This is a genomic window from Streptomyces sp. NPDC090445 (assembly GCF_044769385.1).
In the GTDB taxonomy this organism is placed as follows: Bacteria; Actinomycetota; Actinomycetes; order Streptomycetales; family Streptomycetaceae; genus Streptomyces.
Genome location: NZ_JBIVXV010000030.1, coordinates 79,998 through 86,866, shown reverse-complemented (window position 1 = coordinate 86,866; position 6,869 = coordinate 79,998). Strand labels below are relative to the sequence as shown.

Annotated in this window: 7 protein-coding genes; 2 read left to right on the top strand and 5 right to left on the bottom strand. The window is 71.3% G+C overall.

Going from position 1 to position 6,869, the window contains the following annotated elements; all coding sequences use genetic code 11:
* Nucleotides 1–101: 101 nt before the first annotated feature.
* Nucleotides 102–791, top strand: a complete 690-nt coding sequence (locus ACIQUT_RS34210; RefSeq protein ID WP_403568799.1) for a class I SAM-dependent methyltransferase — start codon at nucleotides 102–104, stop codon at nucleotides 789–791.
* A 140-nt stretch (nucleotides 792–931) separates the two neighbouring features.
* Nucleotides 932–1,645 (top strand): DUF4913 domain-containing protein, encoded by a 714-nt coding sequence (locus ACIQUT_RS34205; RefSeq protein ID WP_403568793.1) that lies wholly within the window; start codon nucleotides 932–934, stop codon nucleotides 1,643–1,645.
* Between the two features lie 115 nt (nucleotides 1,646–1,760).
* Here the strand turns inward: ACIQUT_RS34205 and ACIQUT_RS34200 are convergent, their stop codons facing one another.
* The 5 genes from ACIQUT_RS34200 to ACIQUT_RS34180 form a co-directional block, all read right to left on the bottom strand.
* Nucleotides 1,761–2,288: a MepB family protein gene (locus ACIQUT_RS34200; protein ID WP_403568791.1), complete on the bottom strand. Its 528-nt coding sequence runs from the start codon at nucleotides 2,286–2,288 to the stop codon at nucleotides 1,761–1,763.
* A 4-nt stretch (nucleotides 2,289–2,292) separates the two neighbouring features.
* Entirely contained in the window at nucleotides 2,293–3,348 is a 1,056-nt protein-coding gene (locus tag ACIQUT_RS34195) for a hypothetical protein (protein WP_403568790.1), read from the bottom strand.
* Nucleotides 3,349–3,488: 140 nt separating this feature from the next.
* Complete coding sequence (locus ACIQUT_RS34190) at nucleotides 3,489–3,896, bottom strand: hypothetical protein (RefSeq protein ID WP_403568789.1); 408 nt, start codon at nucleotides 3,894–3,896, stop codon at nucleotides 3,489–3,491.
* Entirely contained in the window at nucleotides 3,893–4,480 is a 588-nt protein-coding gene (locus ACIQUT_RS34185) for an RNA polymerase sigma factor (RefSeq protein ID WP_403568787.1), read from the bottom strand. Before ACIQUT_RS34185 ends, ACIQUT_RS34190 begins: the two co-directional genes overlap by 4 nt.
* A 320-nt stretch (nucleotides 4,481–4,800) precedes the next feature.
* Nucleotides 4,801–6,654: a VWA domain-containing protein gene (locus ACIQUT_RS34180; RefSeq protein ID WP_403568786.1), complete on the bottom strand. Its 1,854-nt coding sequence runs from the start codon at nucleotides 6,652–6,654 to the stop codon at nucleotides 4,801–4,803.
* Nucleotides 6,655–6,869: the final 215 nt, after the last annotated feature.

The following is a 6,869-nucleotide window of genomic DNA, read 5'->3' as shown; positions in this document are numbered from 1 at the left end:
CGCGGGCGACCAGGACACCCAAAACCGTTCGGGATGTCCGCAGAGAGCAGGAATGGGTCCAAGACTCACTCCTGCTCACTGATTAGGAACGGTTCAAGTCCCTGCCGCTGATGCGTTACGGGGAGGTGCCGAGCTTTCTCGGCATGGTCGGGGACGTGAGCGGCAGGACGGTGCTCGATCTGGCGTGCGGCACCGGCTTCTACAGCAGGGAGTTCAAGCGGCGCGGCGCCACGGACGTCTTCGGCGTCGACATCTCCGTCGAGATGATCGCCGCCGCGCGGGAGATCGAGCGGCGTGACCCGCTGGGCGTGCGCTACGAGGTCGGTGACGTGGCCGAGCTGCGGCCCCTCGACCGGCGTTTCGACGTCGCGCTGGCAGTGCAGTGCCTCAACTACGCCGAGGACATCGCGGCGATGGAGCGGATGTGCCGCAGCATCCATCAGAGCCTCGTGCCGGGCGGGGAGTTCTTCGTGCTCGCCCAGAAGCCCGACTACGGGTTCGACTGCGCGTCCCTGGAGGAGTACGGGTTCCGCTGCGAGCCGACCGGCGAGGAGATCGAGACGGGGCCGCGGGTGCGGGTCACGGCTCTCCTCGCACCGCAGCCGATCGGCATCGTCACCACGGCCCCGCGCCGCGAGGTCTACGAGGAGTGTCTGCGGGCGGCCGGGTTCAGCGCGGTGGAGTGGGTTCCGCTGCAGGTGTCCGAAGCCGGCGTCCGCGAGTTCGGCGAGGACTTCTGGGCGGACCTCCTCGCGAACCCGCCGCTGGAGATGCTGCGCTGCCGGGCCTGACCGGCGGATGGGCGGCCGTCCGGGGTGTCGCAGGCGGGAGATAGTCTCGGGGCGACGCAGCCGGGGGAGGGGAACGGGGCCGACGCCTGTACGGGCGGGCCCCGTTCGCCGTCCTCCATGAGAGACAGCAAGTGGGTTCCGTGGACGACAGACACAACGAGTGGGCGCAACGGGTGGCGGCGCAGGTGACCGCCGAGGCATCGACCGAGGCGTGGACGACACACCACGCCACGGCCTTGTCCCTCTTCCTGACGGGCGCCAGGACCTCGCACGAGCAGAAGCAGCGGGAAGAGCAAGTGGCGGGCTGGCACGCACGCCTGACCACCGCCCATGCGGCCGACGCCTTCGCCGAGGTGGCACGCCTCCAGGGCGAGCTCTGCGGCTGGATCATGGTGGAGCTCGGCCGCAGCGAGGACGCCCTGGCCGCGCTGAAGGCCGCGTTCCCCCTCCCGAGGCCCCGGATCCAGGGACGCTCCCTGTTCCCAATGCCGGCCTCGGAGGTGCGGGCCGGCGGCGAGCCCGAGTTCTACTTCCCGGACGTCGTCGCCTTCGTCAGCGACTACTTGGCGCCCATGGTGCGGCGCCCGCTGGACGGCGTGTCCGCCACCTGGTGCGCACGCTGGTGGGAACACCCGGAGGCGGGTTCCCGGCTGTCCGCGCTCTGGCTGGCCTGGGAGCACCTGCGGCACGAACCGGCCCTGGGCATCAGCGCCTGGTGGATCCAGCACGCCGACCCCCACCTGCGGGTGCTGATGGACCCGAAGCAGGGCCCGTTCGCGGGCTGTTCACCGGCCGGCGGCCACGCGGAGCCCACGCACGACCCGCTGCCGGTAGATCCGTACGACCCTGTGTAGCGCTCCCCCGGATCCGCCGGACGGGCGCCGCGGCGCTGGATGCGGTGGCCCGTGCCGGTCGGCCTGCCCCCCGTTCATGCCGGCATTCGGCTGCCGTGGGGCAGGCGGTGGGCGGCTACGGGTGGTAGAGGGCGCGGGCGCGCGTGAGGTCGGCGGGTTCGTCCCGGCCGAGGTGGACGAAGTAGTTCACCTGCCATGCCTGGGTGCTGCCCGCCTGCCGGTTGGTCGTGGCCACCCATGGCGGGTAGACGCGGAATCCGCGCTTGCCGCCGGAGCCGTCGCGGGAGACGATGCCGCGCTCGCACAGCACCTCGCGCGGGAAGACGAACTGTCCGAAGCCGTCGCCGTCGTGGCTGCCGATGACGAACAGGTCCACCCCGTCGCCGGCGTCGAAGGGCCGGATCGGCCCCTCCTCGGACCGCTGCCACACGGTGACGAACTGGCCCGCCTTCGTCGGGGTGGTCTTGGCCACGCGGAACCGGACCGACCGGCCGTCGAGCGTGAACCCGCAGGCCGCGTACTCGGCGCTCTCCGGTTCGGGCACCGGCGGCGAGCAGGCGAAGCCGCACGGGTCGTACACCAGCGCCTTCGCCGCCAGCAGGTCCTCGTGAAGCCGCTCCGTCCACGGCTGATGCGTCACCATGCCCTCATCCTGCCATCGCGGAGCCGCCCCAGGGGTCGTCCCAGGGCTCGTCCCAGGGCTCGTCCCGGGGATCGTCCCAGGGATCGATGACGCCTGGTGGTGCGTCGTTCAGCATCTGGTCGACGGTGCGAGCGAGCCCGTTCTCGTCGACGTGCGCGATCCAGGGAACGCCTCCGAGGATGCCGGCCAGGTCATCGGTGACGAGAGCGTCGAGGGCCGTGCGCAGATCGTCCGGGACCGGGTCGTTCACGAGGCAGAGCCAGGCGAGCGCGGCGGGCACGCGCACGTCTGCGGGCTGTGCGGGGTCGGTCCAGAGGGCAAGGGCCCAGGTGGCGGCGCGGGGGTCGGCATGTTCCCGGGCGAGTTCCGCGACGGCCAGGACGAGGCTCGCGCGGACCGTGGGCGCCGGCTCGGTCGCCAGGCGGGCGCGGAGGGCTTCCGTGATGCGGCGGGCTTCGCCCGAGGCGGTGGCCAGGGCGTGGCAGGCGGAGGTGCGGACCTCCGGGTCCGCGTCGTGGAGCAGCGGGAGGAGCAGGTCGGCGTCGGCGGTGACGGCGTTGCGTGACGCCTCGATGGACCAGTTCATCGCGTAGCCGTCGCAGTCGCAGAGCCACTCCTCCGTGGCCACCCGGAGAAACGTGTCGCGCGTGCCGTACCCCCAGTGCTGCAGGCGCGCCGCGGCGGTGGCCAGGTTGAGTGCGCGTGCACGGTGATGCGTTGACGGGTCTGCGGCGAGGCGCAGGAGAAAGGGCACGGTCAGCGGGGCAACGGAGCCGACCGTGCCCTGGTGGACCACGCTGCCCGAGAGCTGCCCCAGCGCCCGCCCGGCTGCCTCGGCGTCAGCGGAACGCAATCGGGCCAGCAGCTCGGGCACATCGTCGCCCGAGCCGTGGCTGTGCCCGAAGCGGTGCCAGGGCACGTCGGCGAAGCGGAAGCCGTCCTTGACGTCCTGCGGCATCTCCGCGATCACCGCGCGCACGTCGAGCGAAGTCCCCTCGTACAGCTCGAATCCGTGCTCGCGGACCTGCTCGTGATCGAACACGAGCTCCTCAGACGTCACGCTTCTCCCCCATCGCATCGGCCGAAACACCTCTGTCTAACACGACGTACTGACACCGTCCGGCGAGCGCACGCCGCGCGCCCGGCGCCGGCGGCCGGCCGGCCGGGGCGGAAAGTGGGCGGGCCGGGTCATGGGGCCGGTCATCGGGGAGGGGGCGGGGTGTTGGGGGCGGCTGTCGGCTTTGCCGCCGGGGGCGCCTTGGTGAGGGTGCAGACGCCGTCCGCACACCGGCGTTCCAGCCGGCCGCGGGAGATGGTCTGCGCCAGGCCGACCATCCAGCAGGTGGGGCAGCCGCGGAAAGCGATCAGGGCCAGCGGGGCCGCGAGCAGGGTGGCCGGGCCGGCGACGGGCACCAGGGCGATCGATCCGATGATCAGCCCGAAGCCGATGGCGCCGCGCGCCAGGTGGCGCGGTACGGACGCGCTGGCGAAGTCCCGCGCGGGCGCCCCGGACTGTGCGGTGGCTCGGATCCTTGCGTCCTGCGCCGGCTTCACGGTGATCACGGTGTTCACCGGGTTCACCGGGTTCACGGGGTTCACGGGGTTCACGGTCGCGGGTCTCCTCCGGCCGGTCGGGCGAGGGCTTGGTCGGGCGCTGTCAGGGCGTGGCGCAGTGTCGCGCGTGCTCTGTGCAGCCGGGATTTCATCGCGGCGGTGCTCAGGCCGAGCGAGCGGGCGACGGTCTTGCCGGGCAGGCCCTGGATGTCCCGCATGATCAGGACCTGCCGCTGGTCACGGGGAAGGGCACTGACCGCAGCCGCGATCCGCCCCGCCTCCAGCCGGTGCAGCACCGCGTCCTCGGCGGACGGTTCCGCGGATGCCTCCGGTTCGGCCGACGCCTCGTCGCTGCGCGGGACGAGCAGCCGTACCTGCCGGAGGCATTCGTTGCGCACGATCCGGAACATCCAGGAGGCAAGCGCGCCCGTGGCCCGGAGGGTGCCGATCTTCCGGTAGAGGATGATCAGGGCCTCCTGCGCCGCGTCCTCCGCGTCCTGCGGCGAGGAGCACAGCGACAGGGCGAACTTGCGTACGTGGGGCTGCGATTCCATGACGACGGTGGTGAGCGACGTGACGTCGCCGTTCTGAGCGGCCTTGATCAGCCGCTCGTCCGGCCAGGGGAAGCGTTGGTTCATCTGATGGCTCATATCCGGAGGCACCTGCGCGCCGGCGCCGGTCAGCCCCGGCTCTTGTAGCGCCGCATCAGGTGCCAGCTGCACGCGCCCACGAGCAGGGTTCCGATCACGACGAGGCCGGTGATCATCATGGGTGTTTCCTCCTGGTTCTGCCGGCCCGTTCGGCCGGTACACAGACAAGAGGCGGGGAGGTCCGGAAAGGATTCACCTCCGGCCGAAGTTTCTTCAGGTGAGCTGTTCCGGTATTGCCGTCGCTTGAACGGCAGCGCCCGGCTCCGCTGGTCGTGGAGCCGGGCGGGCGCGATGCGCGAGCGCGGGTGTCAGGCTGCGCCGCGGCGCTTGAGGACGGCGTAGAAGGTGATGCCGCCGAGCAGGAGGACCCCGGCGCCGACACCGAGCGGCAGCGCGAGCTTGCTCACGAGCGAGTCGGTGTCCTTCGCGGCAGCCGTGGTGCCGCCGGTCCCGGCCTGTTCGCCGTTCCCGGTCCCGTTCGCGCCGGACGGCGAGGGGCCCTGGGCGGCGTCGTCACCGAAGAAGAACACCGGGCTGTTTCCGGGACGCGGTGTGCCGGAGACGTCCACGGTCAGCGAGATCGGTACGACGATGCCTTTCGCCTTGTCGTGCGGCTCGGCGACCTGCGCCTGGATGTAGTACGTGCCGGGCACGTCGTATCCCTTGGAATCGGGGCTCTTCGCCTCGTCCTGCTCGGTGATCCCCCAGGGCCCGCAGACCCGCTCGATGTGCCCGGTCCTGCCCGCGAAGAGCTCGGTCAAGCGGTGGTCCTCGTTGCACTGCGTCGACTCGCGCTGGGCGTTGTAGACGGTGACGCCCCACCCGGTGGTGGCGGACTTGGGGAAGTCGGCCGGGATGTCCACGCCGCCCTTGACCGTCAGTTTCTGGCCCGCCTTCAGCTCGACCCGCCAGAAGGGGGCCTCACCGACGGCGATGGACTGCCGGTGGGTGCCCGGTCCGATCGGGGTGGCGCTGTTGAAGGAGAAGCCGCCCTCGGCGGCGGCCCCGGTGCGGGGCTCCGGAGTCCGCGCGACGGCCCCCTGGGTCGTCTTGTCGGCGATGCCGACGAGAAGCTCGACGGGCATCGGCTTGTCGCCGGTCCGGGTCACCTTGTTCTCGACCACGATGCAGCCGGTGTCGTCCGGCGCGGGCTTCTCGTTGCCTGCTCCGGGCTTGCTGCGGCCTCCGGTGGAGATGATGTTCGCCCATCCCATCGACTGCGTGAACTCCCGCAGCCAGTCGCGGGGTTCGCCGTCGCCCGGAGGGCCGGCCGCGACGGTGATGATGGAGCCGCGCGAGTACCCCTCCTCGGCGACGGCGGTGGCGCTCACCTGGAGCCGCTGGTCCGGCCGCTTCTTGACCTTGTAGTAGAGGTCGCGCCCCCCGGTGAACTTGTCCAGGTACTGGCCGGGCGTGACCAGCGGTGCGTCCTGGCAGCCGTTCAGGGAGCCCGTGACCGGCTTTCCGGTGGCGTGGTAGGTCCGCCATCCCTTGCGGAACAGGGTGCTCAGGTTGGCGGTCAGCGAGTCGGCGTCCTCGGCGTCCGCGTAGGACCCGCCGGTCGCGTCGGCGATGCACTTCAGCTGTGTACGGGCCGAGGAGGGCGTCCGGAAGCCGACCACGTCCACGGCGAGGTCGATGCCCTGTGCCTTGAGCTCGCGGGCCACCTCGCACGGGGGCGGCGGCGCACAGGTGTCGTCGCCGTCCGAGACCAGGACGATGCGGCGCTTGCCGCTCGTGCCGAGGTCCTTGGCGGCTTCGCGGAGCGAGACGCCTATCGGTGTGAACCCGACCGCCTTGAAGCCCTCGACCCGCTTCTTCGCGTCGGCACGCGCCGCCCGGTCCATCGGCGTGACCGGCAGGACCTGCTGTGTGTCGGCGCAGCCTTGTGTCTTGTCCTGTCCGGGATACGTGGCGCCGTAGACGCGCAGTCCCAGCGGGGCCTGTTCGGGGGCGGTGTCGATGATCCGGGTGACCGCCTGCTTGGCGGCGGCGAGGCGGGTCTGGCCGCCGGCGTCGTTCTCGTTCATCGACCCGGACAGGTCGAGAACCAGGTCGATCCGGGCAGGCTCCGGAGCCTCGGGTGCTGCGGGGGAGGCGCTCGCGGTCACCGCCGGCGACAGGAGCGCGCCGAGCATCAGCGCGGAAACAGCAGCGAGCACGCGTCGTCGTCGGCGTGGTCTCGGATACATGAAGGCGATCTCCAGGAGGTTTGTCTGTCGGCCCCTCGGCACGTGCCGGTCGGGGAACGGGCGCTCGGGGACGGTGGGACGTGTTCTTGGGAGAGGGTCCGAACCGCTGCGCCGGGCAATGGTTTTGCGTGCGGTACCGAACTCGATTCATTCGACGATAAGCAGATGCGAATGGTTCCACGATC